This is a genomic window from Yersinia sp. 2542 StPb PI (assembly GCF_048593855.1).
In the GTDB taxonomy this organism is placed as follows: domain Bacteria; phylum Pseudomonadota; class Gammaproteobacteria; order Enterobacterales; family Enterobacteriaceae; genus Yersinia; species Yersinia enterocolitica_E.
Genome location: NZ_JAZGQA010000057.1, coordinates 1 through 23551 on the forward strand (window position 1 = coordinate 1; position 23551 = coordinate 23551).

The following is a 23551-nucleotide window of genomic DNA, read 5'->3' on the forward strand; positions in this document are numbered from 1 at the left end:
CGCGTATTAACAAGATGAAATAGTAGCCGAATAATATAGTTTCATGATTTTATTTAAGCACAAATAGCTTAAAAGTATCCGATCAGTGATTATAATGCCCTATGGATGACCGTTCAATTATTCATCAACAATCGATAATTGAACGGTTCACCCTCTACTAGAAATAACCCTCGGCTAATCATTTTTGATTTTAAGCCACAATCTTATTGAGTGATACGGCTATCCTGAGGTGTATTTAGGATGATAAAAACCACATTTTGGCCTAATGAGTAGCTAAAGAGAAGCCAGCTATGCCATGCATATATGGGGCTTAGAGTCATGGGGTACCCGCAGCAACCGTATATAAAAAGCAACTATTCTACTAATCCAGACAAATCCCTTCGACCCGCATTTCTCTTTGTGATAGAAACGTCTGTCAATATCACTTGTTCGTTTCAATCGCAGATCTGATACCTCATGACCACCAAAGTACTCCAACAAACATTGCAGCCAGGTGTTGCACAGCAAGTCTCGACCCGACTGGCATTCTTTATTGCCGGATTGGGTATGGCCGCTTGGGCCCCTCTGGTGCCTTTTGCCAAAGCGCGTATCGGTCTTAACGATGCGTCGTTGGGCTTACTGCTATTGTGTATTGGTATCGGTTCGATGCTGGCAATGCCCCTGACCGGGGTACTAACGGCAAAATGGGGTTGCCGCCCAGTGATTTTACTGGCAGGGGCAGTGCTGTGCCTCGCTCTTCCCTTGTTAGTCCTGATGAATACCCCGGTGACGATGGCTCTCGCTCTGCTCGTATTCGGTGCTGCTATGGGCATAATAGATGTCGCCATGAATATTCAGGCGGTTATTGTTGAAAAAGCCAGTGGCCGGGCCATGATGTCCGGTTTCCACGGTCTGTTTAGTGTCGGAGGGATTGCCGGTGCCGGTGGCGTGAGTGCTTTATTATGGTTGGGGCTAAGCCCATTGGCGGCGATTATCGCTACCGTGGTGCTAATGATTGTTCTCCTGCTCACTGCCAATAAGAATTTGCTACGAGGTAGCGGAGAAGCCCATGACGGGCCACTGTTTGTTTTGCCGCGCGGTTGGGTGATGTTTATTGGCTTCCTGTGCTTTGTTATGTTTCTGGCCGAAGGCTCGATGCTTGACTGGAGTGCGGTTTTCCTGACTACACTGCGCGGTATGGACCCCTCACAAGCAGGAATGGGGTATGCGGTATTTGCCATCGCCATGACACTCGGGCGTTTGAATGGCGATCGGATTGTCAACGGATTGGGCCGATACAAGGTATTATTAGGTGGGAGTCTGTGTGCTGCGCTTGGGATTATCATTGCGATAAGCGTTGATAGCTCAATTGCCGCTCTTTTGGGCTTTATGCTCGTAGGGCTTGGGGCATCCAATGTCGTGCCTATCTTATTTACCGCCGCCGGTAATCAAACCGTGATGCCAGCCAATTTGGCGGTAGCATCGATTACCACCATCGGATACGCCGGGATTTTAGCCGGGCCTGCGGCAATTGGGTTTGTCGCACAATTAAGCAATTTATCGGTGGCTTTTGGCTGTGTGGCGTTACTATTACTGACCGTCACTGCCAGCGCCAGAGCCGTCACGCGCTAATCAAGGAATATGCATTATCGTTATGCAAAATAACTCGTTATCTACCAGTTCTGCGAATATCACTCGCTGTTTCTGGCTGTTTATCGTCCTGCTGCTCGTCACGATGGGCCTGTATAGCTACAACTATACCAATGCCTATCTGGCAGAAAAAAAATACGCGCTAACGACTATCGCCGCGGGCCTGCAACAACGTATCGATGATTACCGCTATCATACCTATCAGATATACGATTTAGCCAATAACCCCAATATGTCTGAGAAAAGTATCCTCTCCGCACAAGAGGTCCGGCTACGCCCTGATATTTACTATATCGAAAAGCCGCGCAGAAAAACTGACTCGGTTATTTTTGGCAATCACGAGCCAGCAACACTGCCGATGATCTTGCAGATATCTGACTATCTTGATAGCCATTGGGGGTCACAAAATGATACCTACTCGATGTATTATCTTAACGGCCAAGATAATAGTCTGACACTTATCACCACCCAGGCATTAAAAGAAGTCACTTCGCGTTTTAAAGAAAGTTACCTGACCGTTGCTGCTGAATCTCGGCGCGCGGAAATGTTGCAACAGGCCAATACCTTAGACGAACGTGAAAGTTTCTCACCGTTACGTAAATTTCGCTTTCAGAACGCCTACTATTTTACGCTGAGAACCACATTTAACCATCCTGGACATTTGGCTACCGTTATCGCTTTTGACTTACCAATTAATGACTTAATACCTTCCAATATGGCGCGTTCTAACTTTTTGCTGCAACAAGATAAGACCCCCATTAATGAAGGTATGGCGCCCGAGGACATTGTAGCAACCAGCGTGGCATTGAATGGTTCCTGGCTAGAATTTTCAGCCCCTCTGGCAAATGCCGCGCTGAAAATTGTCTATCGTGTCCCGGTCGGGGGGTTAGCCATTGATTTGCTGAGAAACAACTTTTGGCTCCTTTTGTCCAATATATTGTTGCTAGTACTGGCTGTTTTAGGCATCTATTTTATGCGCCGCCAATATGTGCGCCCAAGTGCAGATATGGTCGAACAGTTAGAAACACAGAAATCACTGAGTCAGGAGATTATTACCAGCCTGCCACAAGGGTTATTGGTCTATAACTTCAGCAACAGCACTGTAGTCGCCAGTAACCAGATTGCCGATAATCTGATGCCCCATCTAAATCTGCAAAAAATTGCTCATATGGCGGAACAGCACCACGGGGTGATTCAGGGCACGGTAAATAATGAAGTTTATGAGATTCGGATGTTCCGCAGCCAGATTTCACCAGAAACCTATCTGTTCCTGCTTCATGATCAGGATAAAGAGGTACTGGTAAATAAAAAGCTGCAACAAGCAAGGCGTGAATACGACAAAAACCTGCAAGCCCGCAAATTGATGTTGCACAACCTGGGGATTGAGCTGAATCAACCTATCAACAACCTCAATCAGATAGCCCATGAGCTCCAGAACACCACCGACTTACAGCAACAGCATGCGCTGAAGGCCAAATTGGTCGCGCAAACTGACACTATCGCCGAGTTGATAGATAACATTACCCTCCTAACGCGGCTGGAGACTCAGGACTGGCAGCCTGAACAGGGAGCCTTCTCTCTATCAGCATTAATCGATGCGCTACTGCTAGAGGTACTGCCTGCGATAAATCAGAAAGGTTTAACGCTGTTTAATCACTATCATGTCAATATCGATCAGGATTACATCGGCGATGAAAAAATCTTACGTAAAATACTGTCGCTGCTACTGCATTATTCTGTTATCACCACAGCTTATGGGAAAATCACGCTCAATGTTGGCCACGAACCCGGGCATCCAGAACAACTGATTATCCAGATAACCGATACTGGTGTCGGTATTTCTGATGAAGAGATCAGTAATCTTAATTATCCTTTCCTCAGTCAAACATTGGTTGACCGATACAACCATGGCTCGGGGTTAACATTCTTTTTATGTAACCAATTATGTAAGAAATTAAACGGCCAACTTGAGATTCGCAGTAAAGTAGATATAGGTACTCGCTATACTATCCGTGTAACCATGGCTATCCAAAATGAACAAGTGGAGGAGCAAGAAAAATTATTGGACGGAGTTACAGCGCTATTAGATATAACTTCAGAAGAAGTACGTTCAATCATCACCACGTTATTGAATTCATTCGGTGCCAATTGCATTGTCGCGGATGATCGTTTGCCAGGGCGGGATTACGATGTAACCTTAACGGATAACCCACAACAGTATGATAACTTTACCTTATTGCTAGTCTCCGACGAGGTGGGTTTACAGCAGTTGCAGGATAATTATATTCGGGTAAATTATAATTTGGGCAGCGCTGTCATTGATGCAATATTATTATTAATCGAGCAACGAATCTTATCAGATGAGTCACCTGAAGAGTCTGAATCCATTGCTGCTGATGATATAAATACCTACGAGCAACAACTAAAGTCCAGTGACTATTATTCCTTATTTGTTGAGACAGTACCGGTAGATCTGAAGAAACTGTATACTGAAGTTCAGCAACGTGATTTCATATCGCTTTCGCAGACAGCACATCGATTGAAAGGCGTATTTGCTATGTTGAACCTGATACTTGGCAAACAGCTATGTGAAACATTAGAACAGCATATCGCAGATGGCGATCGGTTGAAGATCGAAAATAGCATCAGTCAAATTGATTCTTTCGTCACCAGACTGTTGCAGCAAGGTAACCCATAACCATGAACAACCTTAATGTAATTATTGCTGATGACCATCCAATTGTGTTGTTTGGCATCCGGAAGTCGCTTGAGCAAATTGAATGGGTAAACGTTGTCGGGGAGTTTGAAGACTCTACAGCGCTTATTAACAGTTTGTCTAAACTTGATGCCAATGTGCTAATTACCGACCTCTCCATGCCTGGGGATAAGTACGGTGATGGCATCACTCTGATAAAATATATAAAAAGGCATTACCCAGATTTAGCCATAATTGTTCTGACCATGAATAATAACCCCGCTATTCTTAGTTCAGTTTTGGACTTGGATATTGATGGGATAGTATTAAAGCAAGGCGCACCAGCCGACTTGCCTAAGGCATTGGCCGCACTACAAAAAGGGAAGAAATTCACCCCAGAGAGCGTGGCTAAACTGCTAGAGAAAATCAGTGCTAATGGTTACGGTGATAAACGTTTATCACCGAAAGAGAGTGAAGTTTTACGGTTATTTGCTGAAGGTTTCTTAGTGACTGAAATCGCCAGAAAACTCAATCGCAGCATTAAAACCATCAGTAGCCAGAAGAAATCGGCGATGCTGAAGCTGGGCGTAGATAATGATATCGCGCTGTTAAACTATCTTTCATCTGTAACCATTAGTCAGGTTGATAAAGAACAATAATTTTTATCTACCGATATACTCTCAAGCCCGGTCTTGCTCAGCAAAATTTGCTCAGTGACATCGGGCTTATTTTTATCCATTTTTCCATTCAAGTTATTAATGCATTAACTCTCGTTATAACAACCAAACGACCTAAACAGCCAACACCCCTGCGGCTTCAAGACCAAGATATAAGCCAAAGTAATTGGAGTTGCAGGTAGGCAGCAAACGAATAAATCCCGATGAGCTTACATAAGTAAGTGATTCGGGTGACAAATCTGCCAGGAGCAGATTTGAACGCTGCTTGCAGCGACCTCGCAGAGGCGAGGCCCAGGGATGGGCCAAGTAATGAGTGCAGCTAACACCCCTGCGGCTTCAAGACCAAGGCATAAGCCAAAGTAATTGGAGTTGCAGGTAGGCAGCAAACGAATAAATCCCGATGAGCTTACATAAGTAAGTGATTCGGGTGCGTGAGTGCAGCTAACACCCCTGCGGCTTCAAGTACGAAGGCTTTAACGTGAACGGCGGACTTTGTCGCTATAGTAAACCAACATCTGGCGCAATGTATCCAGTGTCACTGGCTTGGACAAACAGTTATCCATCCCTGCTTCAATACAGCGTTGTTTGCCTTCAGCTAATGCATTGGCGGTTACGCCAATGATCGGGAAATGATGGTTTAACTGCCGCAGGCGCTGAGTCAGACGATAACCATCCATATTTGGCATGTTCACGTCAGTCAGTACAATATCGACATTATTGGCATTCAATACTGCCAGAGCATCCAACCCATCATTCGCGGTAATCACTTGGTAGCCCAGGGTGGTGAGCTGATCGGCTAACAAGCGGCGATTAATGGGATGATCGTCCACAACCAGAATTTGCAAGTCTGCATTCTCATCCTGATTTGCTTTCGGTGCTGGCAACTGTAATGGCGCGCACTCAACTAATTGTTGTTCCAGCAATATCTGGTCCAATAGCGGGATAATCTCTAGCAGGGTCGATGTGCTCAGTAACCAATAGCCTGGACGCGTCTCTTGTGGCAGACCAATGTGCTCAATGGAGATTTGAATCCACGTCGATAGAGGTGCGTTTATTTGCGGTAAGTAATCACAAATCAGCACTTGCTCCTGCAAGGTCTGTTCATTACTGTAACGCCGGATCGTGGCTCCAAAATGACGCAATAAATCAAGTAAATAGCTTTCCAACCGCGCATTGCGGATATCCAACCACAAGGTTTTCCCTTGCCAACGGTCGCTTTGCGGTAACACGGCATTTTTGGCCCGATTGCCATTTTCGGCAAAATATAATGGAATGCGGATAGCAAAAATACTGCCCATTCCCAGCTCTGAAACCACTTCAACATCGCCATCCATCAGGTTGACCAACTTCTCACAGATAGCCAGACCTAGCCCAGTCCCTTGAAAATGGCGCTGCACCCCAGTTCCGACCTGAAAGAATGGATCAAATAACTGGTTAATCTCACGTGAATTAATCCCCACGCCGGTATCTCGCACTCGGAATTCCAGATAATCACCGCGCACCCGTACTTCCAAGATAATACAGCCAGTATCTGTAAATTTTATAGCATTATTCAACAGGTTAGAAATCACCTGTTGCAAACGGACAGGATCGCCGAGCATCTGTCGTGGCACATCAGGCTCAATAAAGCAGTAGAGACCTAAGCGTTTTTTGACCACCAGCGGTAAATAGTTAGCCGTAATATGGGTTATCACCTCCACGGTAGAAAACTCACTCGGCTCAATTTTCAGTTGTTCAGATTCTATTTTAGAAAAATCGAGGATGTCGCTGATAATTTTGAGTAATAAGCCTGACGAATTATTCATCGCCGTCACCAGCCGCTCAACACCCTGAGGTAACTCTTTGGTTTGCAACAAATCGAGGTTACCGATAATCCCATATAGCGGCGTGCGCAACTCATGGCTGACCGTGGCTAAAAACATCGATTTTGATTGGCTGGCCTGCTCCGCCGCCGCCGCCATCTCTTGCAGTGACTCTTCCATTTTGACCCGCGAGCTGACGTCAACCAGCACACAGATAGCCACATCTTCATTACGATAACGGGAGTGAACAAAGCTAATTTGTAGATTATTGTTATTGCTGGTCATGACATCGACAAAGTTCGCCTGCTGCTCACAAATAATGCGTGTAATACGTTCGCGATCCTCGTTCGTCAGCAAATTAATATAGTTATGTGCCAATTCATTGCTGAGGATATTGGTCCCGTCACTAATGCGCAGAATGGAAATGCCCACTGGAGCCGAAGCGACAATTTTGCGGTTGAACTGTTCATGTTCCTCCAGCCTCAAGGCGTTATCTTCTGCTGGATGGAACATTTTTCGCTCAAATAGCCACGCCAGAGTAAAGATCACGACACCAGAAAGCGCGTTCAGAAGAAATGCATTAAAAATCAATAACTTGAACGTATCTATTATCGTTCTAACCGGCAAGGAATAAGCGATACTGAGGGTTGATGGCAGTAAATTCTTTTTTAGAATAAGCGAGTTGTAGTCATCAACGTAGCCAAAATAAGACGGAGAATCAGGGTAATCGTCTAACATCGAAGCATACCGTTCCCCTGTTGCTAACCGTAATACCGGCTCATTATCCTGATCAAGTAATGTCACGCCGACAGGCAATGTCCCGGAAGAGATAAAATCCTCCAGGCGGATAGTTTGCTCAGTACCCACCATTGCCTCTAACTTGTTACCCACATAGAGGGGGGTCAGGACATATAAGGTACCAATTTCAGGCCGCACACCCGGTACTATCCAATACAACGTGCTGTCTTTATCCTGATTTTTTGCATCTCGATATTTTAAAATATTTTCATTCAATGACTTAAGCAGACTCTCCTGCTCCATCGGGGTATTGCGAATATCGAAATCCACCATGCACAGCGTGTCGCTGCCAATAAAGAATATCCGGTTAAGGTCATAAGCTGCGGCAAAGTTCTCTTTCCAGTACAGAATCAGGTTACTAAGAGAACTTAATGAAGAGTGGCGCGACGAATTAAGTGCAGCACAATCCGCACCGGTATTAAGCGGATGATATTGTGGTGTCGTTTTGTTTTTGATAAAAGCGCCAGCAGCGATATCACTGCTCGCCGAATCCTGATTTAATCTGTTTTCCGCCATATATTTGATATCGCGGATGATATCGGCAGAGTGCCTGATGTAGCTCTGAGCCTGCTCAAAGTTAGTATTATATTCCTGACGGATGTCAGATTTTTTCTCGTTGAGGATGTTCAGGATATAAAAAGTGGTCAACAGTGCACCAAGTGACCATAACATAATGGCCAATACCCGAAACAAGTAACGGGATATTTTCAGTGTCGTGCGAAATGAAGAGAGATATTTCAATCTGATTCCAGGGTGGAAAGTAGGGCCAGACAGGCTGCATGAGCAACAGAATACACTACCAATAGCCCATAAAAAAGCCAGCTCGTAAGCTGGCTCTTGTTTTCAACAACGCATTATACGTTGTCGTCCTCATCTTCAGCATCGCCTTCTTCTGCTTCATCAGCAGCATCTTCATCTTCTGGTGTATTCAGTGCAGCATCGTCTTCGCCGCCCTCTTCACCTTCTAATGATTCGCCATCAAGGATTTCATCATCCTCTTCTGGCTCAGCAACACGTTGCAGACCAACGACATGCTCATCTTCTGCGGTACGGATCAGCGTCACACCTTGGGTATTACGCCCCACGACACTCACCTCAGATACGCGAGTACGTACCAGAGTACCCGCATCGGTGATCATCATGATCTGGTCAGTCGGAGCCACCTGAACAGCCCCCACAACCTTACCATTACGCTCACTGACTTTAATGGAGATAACACCCTGAGTCGCACGGGACTTGGTTGGGTACTCTTCCACTGCGGTACGCTTACCATAACCGTTTTCAGTCACAGTCAAGATTTCGCCATCACCACGTGGGATAATCAGAGAAATAACCCGATCATCACCATTGAGGTTGATACCACGTACACCGGTCGCAGTACGGCCCATCGAACGGACCTGTGACTCAGGGAAGCGAACCACTTTACCCAATGCAGAGAACAGCATGACTTCATTGCTGCCATCGGTCAGATCCACACCAATCAGCTCATCGCCTTCATTCAGATTGACGGCAATAATACCGGCGCTGCGTGGACGACTGAACTCGGTCAAAGCGGTTTTCTTCACGGTGCCGCTGGCGGTCGCCATAAAGATGTGACGGCCTTCTTCATATTCCCGCACTGGCAGAATGGCGGTAATACGCTCATTTGGCTCAAGCGGCAATAAGTTGACGATCGGACGACCACGTGCACCACGGCTGGCTTCCGGCAACTGATAGACCTTCATCCAATAGAGACGGCCACGGCTGGAGAAGCACAAAATAGTATCATGGGTATTGGCAACCAACAGACGATCAATGAAGTCTTCTTCTTTGATGCGGGCAGCCGACTTACCTTTACCACCACGGCGCTGAGCTTCGTAATCCGTCAGCGGTTGATATTTGACGTAGCCCTGATGGGACAGCGTCACAACCACATCTTCCTGATTAATCAGATCTTCGATGTTGATGTCGGAAGTATTAGCCGTTATCTCAGTACGACGTGCGTCGTTATATTGCTCTTTGATAGCAACCAATTCTTCGCGGATAACCTCCATCAGGCGATCCGGGTTTTCCAGAATAAAGATCAACTCACCAATTAAGGTCAACAGCTCTTTATACTCATCCAGCAGTTTTTCATGCTCCAGGCCCGTCAGTTTCTGCAAACGCAGATCCAAGATTGCCTGAGCTTGTTGCTCGGTGAGGAAATATCTGCCGTCACGGATACCGTATTCAGCTTCCAGCCACTCAGGGCGGGCAGCGTCATCACCGGCACGTTCCAACATTGATGCCACGTTGCCTAATTCCCATGAATTGGCAATCAAGCCCGCTTTTGCTTCAGCAGGAGTGGCGGCACGGCGGATCAATTCGATAATCGGATCGATATTAGCCAGTGCAATTGCCAATGCTTCAAGGATGTGCGCGCGGTCACGTGCTTTACGCAGTTCAAAAATGGTACGACGCGTCACCACTTCACGGCGGTGGCGCACAAATGCAACCAGAATGTCTTTCAGGTTAAGCAATTTAGGCTGCCCTTGGGACAGAGCCACCATATTGATACCGAAAGTCACCTGAAGTTGCGTCAGTGAATAGAGGTTATTTAGAACCACTTCCCCGACGGCGTCACGTTTAATCTCAATCACGATACGCATGCCGTCTTTATCAGACTCATCACGTAACGCGCTGATGCCTTCTACGCGTTTCTCTTTGACCAGCTCAGCGATTTTCTCAATCAACCGCGCTTTGTTCACCTGATACGGGATCTCGTGAACAATAATGGTTTCACGGCCGGTTTTCGCGTCAGCTTCAACTTCAGCACGGGCACGGATATAGACCTTGCCACGGCCAGTACGATAAGCCTCTTCAATACCACGGCGACCATTAATAATGGCGGCTGTTGGGAAGTCTGGACCCGGAATGAACTCCATCAACCCTTCAATGGTGATGTTTTCATCTTCGATCAGGGCCAGACAGCCATCAATAACCTCAGACAGGTTATGTGGCGGAATATTGGTTGCCATCCCTACGGCAATACCTGACGAACCGTTAACCAACAGGTTAGGGATTCGGGTTGGCATGACTGCGGGGATCTGTTCCGTACCATCATAGTTAGGCACGAAGTCAACGGTATCTTTTTCTAAATCCGCTAACAATTCGTGAGCAATTTTAGACATACGGATTTCGGTATAACGCATCGCCGCAGCAGAATCGCCATCGACGGAACCGAAGTTGCCCTGCCCATCCACCAGCATATAGCGCAGTGAGAACGGCTGGGCCATACGCACTATTGTGTCGTAGACCGCGCTGTCACCATGCGGGTGATATTTACCGATAACGTCCCCGACTACACGGGCCGATTTTTTGTATGGTTTATTCCAGTCATTACCCAGTACATTCATCGCATACAGTACGCGACGGTGCACCGGTTTCAGTCCATCCCGGACATCTGGTAAAGCACGTCCGACAATAACGGACATCGCATAATCCAGATAGGAGCTTTTCAGCTCTTCCTCGATGTTGACCGGTGTTATTTCTCTGGCAAGGTCGCTCATTGAGCCGCTATCCCTCTACTAATTACCGGATTTAAAGGTACGAAACTATATCACAAAACCCAGATTTTGGCGAAACTACGTGATGTTTGTCGAAACGACTTTATGTCGGGCTTATCCGCCTAACTTAACGGTATTATTCTGCGTCAATTGAAAGGGAACATGTATAATCTGCGCAAAGAAACAGAACAGTGAGAACTCTCCATGCGTGTAGATAACACAGCTAGCCATCAGAATGTCGACGAGCAAGAAATCGCTAAATTTGAGGCAGTTGCCTCTCGCTGGTGGGATTTAGAAGGTGAATTCAAACCTCTTCATCGCATTAACCCGCTGCGTCTTGATTACATTTTACAGCGCTCTGGCGGTATTTTTGATAAGAAAGTGCTGGATGTCGGTTGCGGTGGTGGAATTTTGGCCGAAAGCATGGCTCGGGAAGGGGCACACGTCACCGGTCTGGACATGGGCTATGAGCCGTTGCAAGTGGCTCGCCTACATGCGCTGGAAACCGGTACCAAACTGGATTATGTGCAAGAAACAGTTGAAAGCCACGCGCAAGCGCATCCACAACACTACGATGTGGTGACCTGCATGGAGATGCTCGAACACGTGCCAGATCCCGCCTCGGTTATCCGCGCCTGCGCTCAATTGGTCAAACCCGGTGGCCACGTATTCTTCTCAACTATTAACCGCAATACCAAATCCTGGCTGATGGCCGTGGTCGGTGCAGAATATATATTGAAAATGGTTCCGAAAGGCACCCATGATTCGAAAAAATTTATTCGCCCATCAGAACTTATCGGCTGGGTTGATCAAACCCTGTTGCGTGAGCGCCACATTATCGGGCTACATTACAATCCGATAACAGATCGTTTTAAGCTTGGCGGTAATGTTGATGTGAATTATATGGTGCATACTCAACGAGATAGCGAATAAATTCATCGCGTGGGTAGTGTAAAAATCAAACAATACCCGATAGATTTCGCGTTGTAGCAAGGCGGCAACTGAACAACAAATTGGTCGGGAACCGATTTGAACAGCATTTATGCTAGCCCGTAGGGTGAGCCTCAAGGATGAGGCTCATTAATTCCCAGGAGCTTAGTCCACTAAGTGACTGGGGTGAGTGAGGATAGCCAACACCGCTACGGCGCGAAAGATGAAGGGGATTTTCCTAATGTTTAATAAACCGGCAAACGATCCACTTTTTAAGGTTTTCAGTAAAATCTTATCCCCCAAAGCGACAGTAGGTAAGATCCAGTGATGGCGCAGTCTGAGAGCGTTTCGTAACAATTCACCCCCAAGTTATCCACACAATTAAGCGATCTTGTTCACTTGCCAAAAGCCGCAATACTCACTATCTTGTTATCTATCCACTACCCACCCCCTACATATAGTGTTTACATACTAAACAATACACTACAGCCTCAATGATTTTCGTAATCATAGAGAGTGTAAATTTGTGCTGTTTGTACATGAAGAACGGGGATAAAAGGTCAAGAACACATGAACCAAAGCCTACTTGTTACTAAACGCGATGGCAGCAAAGAACGCATCAATCTGGATAAAATCCACCGGGTCATCGACTGGGCCGCAGAAGGTTTACATAACGTCTCGGTCTCTCAAGTAGAATTGCGTTCACACATTCAGTTTTATGATGGCATTAAGACTGCCGATATCCATGAAACTATCATCAAAGCAGCGGCCGATCTTATCTCGCGCGATGCGCCTGACTATCAGTATCTGGCTGCGCGTCTGGCTATTTTCCATCTGCGCAAAAAAGCTTATGGCCAGTTTGAACCGCCAAAACTCGTCGATCATGTCGCGAAAATGGTGGAAATGGGTAAATACGACAAGCATCTGCTGGAAGATTATACTGCAGAAGAATTCGAACAGATGGACACTTTCATCGACCATTGGCGCGATATGAACTTCTCCTACGCTGCGGTTAAGCAGTTGGAGGGTAAATATCTGGTGCAGAACCGCGTCAGCGGTGAGATCTATGAAAGTGCCCAATTCCTGTACATTCTGGTTTCCGCCTGCCTGTTCTCTAACTACCCGCGCGAAACTCGTCTCGATTACGTGAAACGCTTCTATGATGCGGTTTCAACCTTTAAGATTTCGCTGCCGACACCGATTATGTCAGGGGTGCGTACCCCAACTCGTCAGTTCAGCTCTTGTGTGTTAATCGAGTGTGGTGACAGCCTGGATTCTATCAATGCCACCTCCAGTGCCATTGTTAAATATGTGTCACAGCGTGCCGGTATCGGTATCAATGCGGGTCGTATCCGTGCGTTAGGTAGCCCAATCCGTGGTGGTGAAGCTTTCCATACCGGTTGTATCCCGTTCTATAAACACTTCCAGACTGCGGTGAAATCCTGTTCGCAGGGTGGCGTGCGTGGAGGTGCTGCCACGTTATTCTACCCGATGTGGCATCTGGAAGTTGAAAGCCTACTGGTGTTGAAGAACAACCGTGGTGTTGAAGGCAACCGCGTGCGCCATATGGATTACGGCGTCCAAATCAACAAACTGATGTATCAACGCCTGCTAAAAGGTGAAGATATCACCCTGTTTAGCCCATCGGATGTACCGGGGCTATATGACGCGTTCTTCGCTGATCAGGATGAGTTTGAACGCCTTTATACCCAATACGAACAAGACAGCAGCATCCGTAAGCAACGGGTAAAAGCGGTTGAGTTATTCTCTCTGATGATGCAAGAACGTGCTTCGACTGGCCGTATCTATATTCAGAACGTTGACCACTGCAACACCCACAGCCCGTTTGACCCGAAAATTGCCCCCGTGCGGCAGTCAAACCTGTGTCTGGAAATTGCATTACCAACCAAACCACTCAATGACATCAATGACGAGAATGGCGAAATTGCGCTCTGCACCCTGTCTGCCTTCAACTTAGGTGCCATTGATAGCCTTGACGATTTAGAAGAGTTGGCGGTACTGGCTGTACGTGCGCTGGATGCCTTGCTCGATTACCAGGATTACCCTATTGCCGCCGCACAGCGTGGCGCGATGGGCCGTCGCACCTTAGGTATTGGGGTGATTAACTTTGCTTATTACTTAGCGAAGAATGGCGTGCGTTATTCCGATGGCAGCGCTAATAACCTGACTCACCGCACCTTCGAAGCGATTCAGTACTACTTGCTGAAAGCCTCTAACGCGTTGGCTCGTGAGCAAGGTGCCTGCCAGTGGTTCAATGAAACCACCTATTCGCAGGGCATTCTGCCGATCGATACCTATAAGAAAGATTTGGATGCCATCAGCAACGAGCCACTGCACTACGATTGGGAAACGCTGCGTAACGATATTAAGACTCACGGCCTGCGTAACTCCACACTGTCTGCGCTGATGCCATCTGAAACGTCTTCGCAGATCTCGAATGCCACTAATGGTATCGAGCCACCGCGTGGTTACGTCAGTATCAAAGCCTCGAAAGATGGCATTTTACGCCAGGTTGTGCCTGAATATGAGCGTTTGAAAGATGCTTACGAACTGCTGTGGGATATGCCAAATAATGATGGTTACCTGCAACTGGTCGGCTTAATGCAGAAATTCGTCGATCAGGCGATTTCAGCTAACACCAATTATGACCCAACCCGCTTCCCATCTGGCAAAGTGCCGATGAAGCAGTTGCTGAAAGATTTGCTGACCACCTACAAATTTGGTGTGAAGACCCTTTACTATCAAAACACCCGCGACGGTGCTGATGATGTGCAGGAAGATATTCAAAGTCAGCCGGGTGATGATGACTGTGAAGGCGGCGCATGTAAGATCTGATTTATAGTTCTGGCCCTACGCGATAATCGCAAATACGGTTATCGCCGGGCCATTCTTCATTTGCCCTTGCATTGTTGTCCCCTGAGGAAATCATGGCCTATACCACTTTTTCGCAAAATAAAAATAACCAGTTGCTCGAACCGATGTTCTTTGGTCAATCCGTTAACGTGGCGCGTTTCGACCAGCAAAAACACGCTATTTTCGAAAAACTGATTGAGAAGCAATTGTCATTTTTCTGGCGTCCAGAAGAGATAGATGTCTCCCGTGATCGTATCGATTACAACGCACTGCCAGATCATGAAAAACACATTTTTATCAGCAACCTGAAATACCAGACCTTGCTGGACTCAATTCAGGGCCGCAGCCCTAACGTTGCCTTACTGCCGCTTATCTCAATTCCAGAACTGGAAACCTGGGTGGAAACCTGGTCATTCTCAGAAACCATCCACTCACGCTCGTACACCCATATCATCCGTAATATCGTGAATGATCCGTCGATAGTTTTCGATGATATCGTGACCAACGAAGAGATCCTCAAACGCGCAAAAGATATCTCAGCCTATTATGATGATTTGATCGAAATGACCAGCTACTACCACCTGCTGGGGGAAGGCACCCATCAAGTTAATGGTAAAACTGTCGTCGTCAATTTGCATGAGCTGAAAAAACAGCTTTATCTGTGTCTGATGAGCGTCAATGCGCTGGAAGCCATCCGTTTTTATGTCAGTTTCGCCTGCTCCTTTGCTTTTGCGGAGCGCGAATTGATGGAAGGCAATGCCAAAATCATCAAAATGATTGCCCGCGATGAAGCCCTGCATTTAACCGGTACCCAGCATATTCTTAATTTGATGCGTTCTGGCGAAGATGACCCGGAGATGGCCGAAATTGCCGAAGAGTGTCAACAACAGTGTTATGACCTGTTCGTTCTGGCTGCGCAACAAGAGAAAGAGTGGGCTGAATACCTGTTCCGTGACGGTTCAATGATTGGTCTGAACAAAGAGATTCTGTGCCAGTACGTGGAATACATCACCAATATCCGCATGCAGGCGGTAGGTCTGGGTGTGCCGTTTGCTACTCGAACCAACCCGATTCCATGGATCAACTCCTGGTTAGTCTCCGATAACGTACAGGTGGCACCGCAAGAAGTTGAAGTCAGCTCTTATCTGGTCGGTCAAATTGATTCAGAAGTCAGTGCTGACGACCTGAGTGATTTCGAGCTGTAATCCATGAAATCCATCCCCAATAGCTTTCGAGTTGCAGGTAGGCGGCAACAGAATGAACCCACGGAGTTGAGATAACTCAATGACTTGGGTAAGTGATGGCAGCCAACACCCCTGCAGCTTGAAAGATGACGGGGATACTGTGACGTTGAGCACCAGTGGTGTTCAACTTAATCGCCCTGCTGATAGCCGCAATCTGCTGGAAACCCTCGAGCACCATCAGGTACCGATCGAATACCAATGCCGCTCTGGCTATTGCGGCTCTTGCCGCCTGCGGTTACTAAAAGGCGAAGTTAGCTATCATCAGCAACCACTGGCGTTTATTCAGAGCGGTGAAATTCTGCCCTGTTGCTGCCAGGCGGTGGGTGATATTGAAATAGAGCTTTGATGCCAAGGTCTGGATGGGCCTTGGTTATATACCGCATAAGATATTTTATCGCCCAATTCGTCACCACATTACTTGCCTGTTACGCCGCCAAAACATAAGCTTAGCTTATTCCTCATCGGGAACACGTCAGATTTCACCTGTAATCTACCATCTTGTTGTGTGGTATTTTGCAGCCGGTATTACCTGATAAATCATAGGGACAAACATGAAAAAACTTCCAATCGCAATAACCAGTCTGCTAATGGCAGTATCGGCCAGTACCATGGCGGCGACACCCCAGCCACTCGATCCTCAGCAGCCGTTAGATAAAATTGCACCATACCCGCAGCCTGAAAAAGGCATGAGCCGTCAGGTGATTTTCCTTGAACCACAGCAAGATGAAACCCGTTTTAAAGTAGAGTTACTGATTGGCAAGACGCTGGAAGTTGATTGCAACCGCCATATGCTCGGCGGCACGCTGGAAACCAGAACCTTATCTGGCTGGGGCTTTGACTATCTGGTAATGGATAAGATCTCACCACCCGCTTCGACGATGATGGCATGCCCTGATAACAGCCGCCATCCACAATTTGTCGCCGCCAATCTGGGGGACGCCGCTATGCAGCGCTATAATAGTCGCCTACCGATCGTGGTTTATGTACCAAAAGGAGTTGATGTGAAATACCGCATTTGGGAAGCAGGCAAAGATGTAAGAAACGCGCAGGTAAAATAAACCATAAGCAAAATTATTAAAAACCCACATTAAAAATACCCATTCAACTGAGTGGGTATCTAAGTGCGGTAGCCAATCGCGTGCTCATGACACATAGCTGCTTGCAGTCAGGGTATGAGCAAGGAACTGAGGCAGTTTAGGCTGTGGATAAACGCCAGCAAATTCAGGGTTAGAATCAACAAAATCAGGCATTATAGTTATCAGTTGTGCCACATCGTTATCAATAACGGGGGCATCCGCCTGCATGGCATCAGTGGCTGAAAAAATAAAATCGTTCGCATCGAGTTGTTCAACATCCAACCCATCCAAATACATCAGGTTGATACTCTCCCCTTCAGCGTTGAGTACTGAAGAGTCAACATTTATTCCCTGGATAAGTGCAAGCCCATTAATAATCACCGCGTTTCTTTTCGTCACCGTTAATTGACTAAAACTCCGAATCCCCACGGCACTCAAATCAATTTTATCAATACCATGTCGGAACCCCCGAACAGCATTACCAAAGCCCGATGTACCCTCTTGCTGTAACACCACAAACACACCAGGCTCTGCATCCTTACGCTGATAGACCGTTCCCGCGAGTGAGGCAATCATTTTACCATTTTCCCCAACAGTTAAACTGATGCCACTGGCCCCTCCGTTGAGCATAATCCCCATTTGCTCGGGTTCTGCTGGCGCTGAGTCATTTATCAATACCGTGCTGTTTACATAGCCGACAGGGGCGCTAAAGGTATTCTGAAAGACAAAATTTTGTGGCCCGAACGTATTAACTTGTCGATTTTTGATAATAATACTTTGCTTATCTGGCAGTGAGATTCTGGTGTCGGTCCGCAATTGCATCAACTCTAACTCACTAAATTTTAAACCAGAAAAGCCCACCAGGTGGATAGCTTCTCCTTTGTTGGCATCAAAATTGATTATCTCATCCCGGCCATTGGCGCGCTGACGAACCACAAAAGCATCTTTACCTGCCCCCCCGGTCAGCACATTTCTGCCGCGCCCTCCGTCAAGCAAGCTATTGCCCCCAGCCGCAGTGAGATGATCGTCACCATCACCACTGATCAAATTATGGATAGTCTCCGGTGAGCGAATGATCAAATTGGCCCCGCCGAGTGCCACATTCCCACCGGCTAAGTTAGCCTTAATATCGCCTGATATCGCCGCCATATTCAGCGTATTACGCCCACCAACCGTCCCATTAACGGCATCATCAAGCAGCATGCGGGCGGGTTGCCGCGCAGCCTGGTCGGCAAACTCGTCGGTATAAAAGTAGGTATCATCTGCACTCAGATTGTTACCAAACAGCCGTAATGACCAACTATTCAACCTGATGGGTAAACCATTACTGGCATCTTTAACCGCTAATCGCCATATCCCACCCGAGTTCTCACCCCGATGATGTGTAGACATAAAGGTATAGTTAAAATCGCCTGCAAGAGTACTACCGGTATCCGTAGCATGGGGGCTATCTGCGCTTTTTTTTCTGCCAACACCATCAACCAAAATACTTTCACTGCCACCCGGCGAGACTAATCTCACGGTCAAATCCCCCAAACGACCTACATTGGCGCTAAAATCAACTTCGACCTGCTCAACATTGAGACCATCGACCAAAGTGAGATATGAATCGTTTGTTTCCCCAGCAGATAGCCTGCCCCCTGCCGGGTAATCATAGCTGTTCTCCAATACCTGTTGATTAGCACCGGTCTGTTGGGGGATCCATGTTTCAGCCAAACGCACTGCCGCCCGCGCATCCACTGCACCAAAACCGTAATCATGGCTCACATGCATACCGCCACCATTCCAATTTTTGGCATTATTGCTGCGCCATTGGGTGCCTGAATCATCCACCCGACGAGCCGACAAGGCGAGGATCTGTTGCACATCGCGGTAACCCAGATTGCGATTGGCTTGCAACATCAATGCGGCAATCCCTGAAACAATGGGGGCGGCAAAACTGGTTCCTTGTTCAGTGCTGTATCTGGCACCAAACACGGCACCACGCTCGGTTTCAAGCTGGTTGCTGCTGGAAATAACCTGACTCCCCGGAGCCGACACGAGCAAACTGGCGCCAGGGTTAGAGAAAGGCACTGACCGCGGCTGAAGGGTGGAAAGATCAGCCAGCGCATTGACCGCCCCGACCTGAATACCAAAGCGGCTGTTATTGATGAGTGAACCTTGCGCGCTGCCCCCCTGTTCACGCTGATTACCTCCCGCACTAACAATAATGGTGCCTAATCCGCCACGGCCATTTTCCGCTGCATATTGCAGTGTCATGTTTAGGATATTCGGTAAATTAACACTGTTGCCCGGTAAGTTACTCAGAGCAAAATCATGGGCGAAGCCCCAACTGTGATTAACCACATCATAACTGGACATCTTACCCAGGGTGGTAAAATCCGCCCCCTCGTTGCTAAGATAGTGCCCACCTAAAGTGGCATCATAGGCCACTCCCACCCCACCGAGATTATTTCTTGCCGCCACCATCACACCGGCCACCATCGTGGCATGGTTGGAAACATCGGCAGGCAGTGTTCCGGTGCTCTTTTGTGTTTCCAGCCAGGCGGAATCAACATTGGCGCTTAAATCAGGATGCTGAATATCGAAAATCTCTGGGCCGGTGGCGAACTGCCCGCCCGGTTCAAACTGACCAATGCGCACACCTTTACCGGTATAATCAGACCAGACAGGTATCACATTGATTTTATTCAAATAAGTTTGTTTGGCGACCAAGGGATCTTGAGGGATATCCGGCGTTAATAGCGTTACCGTTGCCTGCATCAGCGCGGATTCTCCGCTGGATAAATCAACCACAGAAATCGCCGGATCGCCGGTGGCACTCTTTACTTGATATTTAAAACTCATCACGCCGCTGTATTTGTTGTCAGGTATAAACTTCACGTCTCCATTCGGAACGAGCCAAACCCGACAACCGATGGCATCACTTAGCGCAGCAATTTGTAAGGGTGCGCCAGCATTAAAACGCATATCATTCCCCAACAAATCAGCAGAAGGAATGTATTGCGGCCAATTACGATTAATTGGTTTGCCAAATTTAGTGATTCGTAACTGATCATCCACCGGGATCACATTATTCGAATCCAACGCCACCGCAGAGATATCAGCAAAATTCAGTTTTTGAATATTTTTCAGTGTCAGGGTGCCATCACGACCAGCCACGCTATCCCTTATCTGGTAGCCACTGTCAGTGCGGGTAATGGCGTAATCCGCATAGCTGCCATGCAGGGTGACCAGATTGATACCACCGCCACCATCAATGAGCGCATTGCCCTGACCGGCTTCAATCACATCATGGCCCTTATTGCCATAAATGCGATCTGCCCCACCGCCAGCGTGGATAATACTGCCTTGTTCAGCGGCATAGATGGTATCGCCCTGTGATCCGGCATAAATAACCGCTTTACCGCTACCGCCGACAATACGGTTCTTGCCACTGCCACCGGCCAGTACGTCATTACCGCCACCGCCGACCAGTGTGGCATTGCCGTTACCACCTTTAATAAACACACTGTTATTGCCGCCACTGACAATAATGTCGTCACCATCGCCGCCCTGCGCAATAGTGATACCACTGCGCGCCATATTCAGCGCCACCCCTTTATCGCCGACAATCAACACCGTATCGCGCCCGCCATTGCCACGAATTCGAGTTGGATCATCACTGGCGCTGATAACAAATACATCGTTGCCGCTCTTACCAATATAACTATTACTGCCACCACGCCCGGCTAACCAGCTCCCTTTAGGGCTGGCGGTTAAGATGTCATCCCTGCTGCCGCCATAGATATTATTTGTTTTCAGAATATTGGCCGATAACACGGCGCCTTTATCAGCAAGATGCACATAAGCGGTGGTGGTCGTTTCAGCGGTGACAGAACGAATAATTGCCCCCTCCTTACCACGCTTAGTGACGGTGTTACTGACGGGGGAACTGACAAAATTCACCGCCAGCACTTCCCGTAGCTGTCCCTCGATAGTAAACTTGCTACGCACCAGCACCCTATTGCCCTGACGATTATCCTCAACCGCGTTAGCATTAACTTTGATTTGCGTAATCCCCCACTCATCCAGCGTTTTCAACTCACCGGGATCGACCCTGCCGTTATGGGAGCTATCCTGCCAAATACGCAATTTGTGCCAGATTGGATCACGCCGGTCAATGACACCACTGCTATCGTCATCTTCACTGGCCAGTGCAGCAAAACCGTCCTGATAGCGTTTTTCCCCCGGCTGCCCCTTCACACCGGCCGTGCCACCGTAATATTCCGAATACATCTGGCTGATATTATCTATTTTCCCGCTGCCATTATCGATAACCAGCATACCGGTATCCGGCCCTGCCCAGCCGGTGCGTTTCAGCGTGCCGCTGTTATCGGTATCAAACAGCACCCCATCTTCAATGCCGGTCATGGAGACCCCCTTGCCACTTAAATCCAGTAGCAGCGGGTCAACATAAGTGTTAACCGTGGTTTGTGCTGATAAACCATTGAGGGTGGCGGCATCAAACAGCCCGGTTTCCGGCAGCATATAACTGGGTCGTTCCAGATAGTAATCAGATAAATAGCGGCTGGGCTGGATATTGGGATCAAGCTGAACTTCACCCGGGCGAACACCGCCCGATGCCATAGCGCCCATCTGCACCGAGGCAAAATCGGTGTTATCCAAGCTACCGTCAGTAAAGGAGAAACTGTGAGTAGGCTTATTCACCAGATAGCCGTTGGTGACATCACGCCGCGCCTGATCTTCATCGGCAATGCGCTGAACCGCTTGTGGGGTTGGATTGATGGTGATGTCGATATTGCACATCTCGGTTGAGACTGATGCGACTTCTTCGTCGGAGCTAAAGAGCTGGCTGGTGGCACTTTTCCCTAGCGCCCAGTAACCTGGGAGAGAATCCATTCTGTCCAACCATTGGCGGGAGCTTTTTTGGGTATCATCAGGACCAAACGACGAGCTGTAAGCCATCAATTGATAGGTTTTAAACGAGTGCTTTAGTTCTTCAAATGGCCTGCCGCAGGTGCTCAACGTTTGTTCCCAATAAATTGGCTGACTATCTTCAGTCATCGCCTTGAAAACCTCGGTTAACGTCCAGGCCTCTGCGGGTAATCCATGATCACCAAAAACACGGTTGTGAAACCATGCGGCTTGCTCATGGCCGATATCACCATAGATAATGCCTGTCAGGCTATCGTCCAGCCTCTTTTGCTGGATATCAAGATAGCCGTGCGCCATATCATAACGAATATGCTTAATATCCGTTTCAGTGACGGGCCTATTATGACGGACCCCCACACTTTCCATATTGTGAATAGCCATGGCACCGGCGATAGAATCCCCCCTGGCCACACCATTGGCTAATATGGCATAGCGATCGCCTTTGCTGGCTAAAAAATCATACATCGGGCCGGGGTCTTTACTCTCCCTGTGAGATTCCAATAATTGCCGGGCATAAGCCAGATCGGCGGCATTAAGTTGTAACTTACCTGCATTGCTATTTTGCTGTAGCATAATGTTCTTCCTTAACGTTTAATATGCGATAAAAGAAATTGTTGGGTATTGCTCACAATGGCTCTCCACTGTGGTAACTTTTCTATGGTAAAAACGACGCTAACAAGTGAGCTTATTTCCGGCATCACAAAAAGGGCCTCACAGATATAATATCTTTTCTCTAACGGCAGCCACATACAGTCAAATACCACCGGCACTTTCCCCTCAACCTCTGACCAGTAATAACCATTAATCGTCTTATCAAACCAATAAGGACTATTCCTATCCTGTGGTTCTGCCCGAAATAATTTTCTGGTGGCTTTAACGAAAAATAGCCCTAATTTATCGATATAAACAACTGGATCAAAGGTTCTATCATTTTGTTTTCTTAGAAAAAATTCACGCTTATAGGTAATATCGGTATCGGATCGTTTAAATGGCTCAACACGCATTCTTAGCCCTTCATATTCCAGCCCCTGTTTATACCATTTCGATTTATCCCCCGGTTGCATATCCGGCCAACTGGCGATCATGGGTAAAGAGGTAAAATTGGCATCGCAGCCTTTTTTATTTTTAGTAAAGCCAGGTGTCCAGGAGCTTTTCCCTTCATATTCTGCCCAGTAGATAATATATTCCTTGGGCACTTCCATTACATGACCATTAAATTTACCACAAACAAAGCCGGGGCGATTTTCGGCGAAACCGAGTGGTGACATTAGCAGAAAAGCCATTAGCAATAATATGACAAAATATCTCATCCGCGTTTTATCACATAACAACCTGCTTATATTTATCTTAGGGAACATAATGTT

General features: G+C 47.4%; 12 protein-coding genes. 8 read left to right on the forward strand and 4 right to left on the reverse strand.

What is annotated here, in order from left to right:
• Nucleotides 1-456 precede the first annotated feature (456 nt).
• From V1952_RS09460 to rcsB, 3 genes are read left to right on the forward strand one after another with little or no spacing between them, the layout of a single operon-like run.
• Nucleotides 457-1611 (forward strand): MFS transporter, encoded by a 1155-nt coding sequence (locus V1952_RS09460; RefSeq protein WP_372559441.1) that lies wholly within the window; start codon nt 457-459, stop codon nt 1609-1611.
• 22 nt (nt 1612-1633) lie between these two features.
• Nucleotides 1634-4327, forward strand: a complete 2694-nt coding sequence (gene rcsD, locus V1952_RS09465) for a phosphotransferase RcsD (protein WP_420074655.1) — start codon at nt 1634-1636, stop codon at nt 4325-4327.
• 2 nt (nt 4328-4329) lie between these two features.
• Nucleotides 4330-4983, forward strand: a complete 654-nt coding sequence (rcsB, locus tag V1952_RS09470) for a response regulator transcription factor RcsB (RefSeq protein WP_372559443.1) — start codon at nt 4330-4332, stop codon at nt 4981-4983.
• 491 nt (nt 4984-5474) lie between these two features.
• Here rcsB and rcsC read toward each other — a convergent pair whose 3' ends face one another.
• Nucleotides 5475-8342: a two-component system sensor histidine kinase RcsC gene (rcsC, locus tag V1952_RS09475; RefSeq protein ID WP_372559444.1), complete on the reverse strand. Its 2868-nt coding sequence runs from the start codon at nt 8340-8342 to the stop codon at nt 5475-5477.
• Between the two features lie 113 nt (nt 8343-8455).
• Nucleotides 8456-11128, reverse strand: a complete 2673-nt coding sequence (gene gyrA, locus V1952_RS09480) for a DNA topoisomerase (ATP-hydrolyzing) subunit A (protein ID WP_083158301.1) — start codon at nt 11126-11128, stop codon at nt 8456-8458.
• A 201-nt stretch (nt 11129-11329) separates the two neighbouring features.
• Here gyrA and ubiG point away from each other — a divergent pair, with 201 nt between their 5' ends.
• The 5 genes from ubiG to eco all read left to right on the forward strand — a co-directional run bounded on the left by ubiG (nt 11330) and on the right by eco (nt 17231).
• Nucleotides 11330-12058, forward strand: a complete 729-nt coding sequence (gene ubiG / locus V1952_RS09485) for a bifunctional 2-polyprenyl-6-hydroxyphenol methylase/3-demethylubiquinol 3-O-methyltransferase UbiG (RefSeq protein WP_372559445.1) — start codon at nt 11330-11332, stop codon at nt 12056-12058.
• A gap of 567 nt (nt 12059-12625) precedes the next feature.
• A complete protein-coding gene (gene nrdA / locus V1952_RS09490) occupies nt 12626-14911 on the forward strand; it encodes a class 1a ribonucleoside-diphosphate reductase subunit alpha (protein ID WP_083158299.1) in 2286 nt (761 codons plus the stop codon).
• A gap of 92 nt (nt 14912-15003) precedes the next feature.
• Nucleotides 15004-16134, forward strand: coding sequence for a class Ia ribonucleoside-diphosphate reductase subunit beta (gene nrdB, locus V1952_RS09495; RefSeq protein WP_372559446.1), 1131 nt, complete (start codon nt 15004-15006; stop codon nt 16132-16134).
• 79 nt (nt 16135-16213) lie between these two features.
• Nucleotides 16214-16519 (forward strand): class I ribonucleotide reductase maintenance protein YfaE, encoded by a 306-nt coding sequence (yfaE, locus tag V1952_RS09500; protein ID WP_420074656.1) that lies wholly within the window; start codon nt 16214-16216, stop codon nt 16517-16519.
• 205 nt (nt 16520-16724) lie between these two features.
• Nucleotides 16725-17231 carry a serine protease inhibitor ecotin gene (gene eco / locus V1952_RS09505; RefSeq protein ID WP_420071480.1) on the forward strand — a complete coding sequence of 169 codons (507 nt, stop codon included), beginning with the start codon at nt 16725-16727 and terminating at the stop codon, nt 17229-17231.
• Between the two features lie 84 nt (nt 17232-17315).
• On the opposite strand, the gene V1952_RS09510 is transcribed toward eco, so the two are convergent.
• Together V1952_RS09510 and V1952_RS09515 are read right to left on the reverse strand one after the other, a co-directional pair.
• A complete protein-coding gene (locus tag V1952_RS09510) occupies nt 17316-22760 on the reverse strand; it encodes a S8 family serine peptidase (RefSeq protein WP_420074657.1) in 5445 nt (1814 codons plus the stop codon).
• 11 nt (nt 22761-22771) lie between these two features.
• Nucleotides 22772-23497 (reverse strand): hypothetical protein, encoded by a 726-nt coding sequence (locus V1952_RS09515; RefSeq protein WP_420074658.1) that lies wholly within the window; start codon nt 23495-23497, stop codon nt 22772-22774.
• Between the last annotated feature and the right edge of the window lie 54 nt (nt 23498-23551).

Bases quoted from the DNA above. Each gene is read 5' to 3' on its own strand.
- V1952_RS09460 (WP_372559441.1), top strand. From the start codon at position 457: ATGACCACCAAAGTACTCCAACAAACATTGCAGCCAGGTGTTGCACAG.
- rcsD (WP_420074655.1), top strand. From the start codon at position 1,634: ATGCAAAATAACTCGTTATCTACCAGTTCTGCGAATATCACTCGCTGT.
- rcsB (WP_372559443.1), top strand. From the start codon at position 4,330: ATGAACAACCTTAATGTAATTATTGCTGATGACCATCCAATTGTGTTG.
- gyrA (WP_083158301.1), bottom strand. From the start codon at position 11,128: ATGAGCGACCTTGCCAGAGAAATAACACCGGTCAACATCGAGGAAGAG.
- ubiG (WP_372559445.1), top strand. From the start codon at position 11,330: ATGCGTGTAGATAACACAGCTAGCCATCAGAATGTCGACGAGCAAGAA.
- nrdA (WP_083158299.1), top strand. From the start codon at position 12,626: ATGAACCAAAGCCTACTTGTTACTAAACGCGATGGCAGCAAAGAACGC.
- nrdB (WP_372559446.1), top strand. From the start codon at position 15,004: ATGGCCTATACCACTTTTTCGCAAAATAAAAATAACCAGTTGCTCGAA.
- yfaE (WP_420074656.1), top strand. From the start codon at position 16,214: ATGACTTGGGTAAGTGATGGCAGCCAACACCCCTGCAGCTTGAAAGAT.
- eco (WP_420071480.1), top strand. From the start codon at position 16,725: ATGAAAAAACTTCCAATCGCAATAACCAGTCTGCTAATGGCAGTATCG.
- V1952_RS09510 (WP_420074657.1), bottom strand. From the start codon at position 22,760: ATGCTACAGCAAAATAGCAATGCAGGTAAGTTACAACTTAATGCCGCC.
- V1952_RS09515 (WP_420074658.1), bottom strand. From the start codon at position 23,497: ATGAGATATTTTGTCATATTATTGCTAATGGCTTTTCTGCTAATGTCA.